The 1,897-nt window shown below is 70.7% G+C and carries 1 protein-coding gene; it reads right to left on the bottom strand.

The genetic code is table 11. The features are described from left to right. Nucleotides 1-91: 91 nt before the first annotated feature. The coding region (locus tag RTU05_RS18135; RefSeq protein WP_312599673.1) for a primosomal protein N' at nt 92-1,897 on the bottom strand (1,806 nt) is incomplete at its 5' end.

Genomic DNA, 1,897 nt, shown 5'->3' with positions numbered 1-1,897 from the left:
GCGCGACCGCAGCCCTGGGTTCCGGGTTCTTCGCTTCGCTCAGCCCCGGAATGACGATCTGATAATTCGACCGACTGAATGTCGATTGATCCTAGAGGAACGAATAGGGGTCCACATCGACGGTCAGGCGGACGGAGCCCGGAACCTTCACCCGCTGAAGCCAGGCTCTCAGGAAGGCCTGGAGGTTCACGTCGCGGTCGGCCCGCACCAGCAGCCGCTTGCGCCTGCGCCCTCGCACCAGGGCCAGCGGCGCGTCGGCGGGGCCATAGACCTCCAGCCGTTCGGCGTTGGGAATGGCCTGGGCCAGGTCGTTCGCCGTCTTCTCCACCGCAGCCGAATTCTCGCTGGACAGGATGATCGCCGCCAGCCGGCCATAGGGCGGAAGCGACGCGGCCTCGCGCTCGGCCATCTCGGCTTCCACGAAGGCGTCGCGGTCGCCCGCCGCCAGGGCCATCAGCACCGGGTGCTCGGGCGTCCAGGTCTGAAGCAGCGCCCGTCCCGGCTTGTCCGCCCGGCCCGCCCGGCCCGTCGCCTGGGCCAGCAGTTGATAGGTGCGTTCGGCCGCCCGCAGGTCGCCGCCGCGCAGGCCCAGGTCCGCGTCCACCACGCCCACCAGGGTCAGTCGGGGGAAGTTGTGGCCCTTGGCCGCCGCCTGGGTCGCCACCAGAATGTCGATCTCACCGTCCGTCATCCGCTGGATCAGGGCGCGGGCCGACCGGGCGTCGGGCGCGGTGTCGGAGCTGAACACCGCCGTTCGCGCCTCGGGGAACAACTGGCGCACCTCTTCCTCGACCCGTTCGACCCCCGGCCCGACCGAGACCAGCGAATCCTCGGCTCCGCATGACGGACACAATTTGGGCCGCGCCATGGAGAAGCCGGTCAGGTGACAGACCAGCCGCCCTGTATAGCGATGCTCGACCAGCCAGCTGTCGGTGTCCGGCGCCGTCAGCCGATGCCCGCAGGCCCGGCACAGGACGACCGGCGCATAGCCGCGTCGGTTCAGGAACAGCAGCGTCTGCTCGCCCCGCTGCAAGGTTTCGCCGATGGCCAGCCGCAGCGGTTGCGACAGCCAGGTCTGGGGATCGGGCGTGTTCTGACGCAAATCCAGCAGGGCGATATCCGGCAGGACGGCCTTGCCGTGCCGCGCGCCCAGCTTCAGCCAGTCGTAGCGCCCGCCCTGGGCGTTCCACAGCGTCTCCAGCGACGGCGTCGCCGAGGCCAGGACCACCGCCGCCCCCTCGATCCGCACCCGAGCCACGGCAAGGTCCCGTCCGTGATAGACCAGCCCTTCCTCCTGTTTGAACGAGCCGTCGTGCTCCTCGTCCACCACTATAAGGCGCAGATTGACGAAGGGCAGGAACAGGGCCGAGCGCGCGCCGACCACGATGTTGCAACGCCCGGCGACCACCGCCTCCCACACCTGACGACGGCGGGGCGGGGCGACGCCGGAATGCCATTCGGCGGGACCTGCGCCGAACCGGGCCGTGATCCGCTCGATCAGGGCCTGGGTCAGGGCGATCTCGGGCAGCAGGATCAGAATCTGCGCCGCCGGATCGGCCCGCAGCACCCGCGCGATCGCCTCCAGATAGGCCTCGGTCTTGCCCGATCCCGTCACCCCGTCCAGCAGGAAGGGCCGAAAGCCGCCGCCCGTCACGCCGTCCGACAGCGCCGCCGCCGCCGCCGCCTGGTCGCCGTTCAGCGAGGCGGGCGCATGGTCGGGATCGGGCCGGTCGAACGCCGCCTCGGCCGCGATCTCGATGATCTCCAGCACGCCCTCGTCGATCAGGCCCCTGACCACGCCGGACGAGACCCCCGCCGCCCGCGCCAGATCGGCGGCCGTCATCGCCCTGTCGCCCAAGGCGTCCAAAACGCCTGTCCGCGCCGGGGTCGCTCGCGA

The sequence above is a fragment of the Brevundimonas sp. genome, assembly GCF_032017145.1.
Classification (GTDB): Bacteria; Pseudomonadota; Alphaproteobacteria; order Caulobacterales; family Caulobacteraceae; genus Brevundimonas.
The sequence above is the reverse complement of the archived record's forward strand: the minus strand, read 5'-3'. Positions and strand labels throughout refer to the sequence as shown.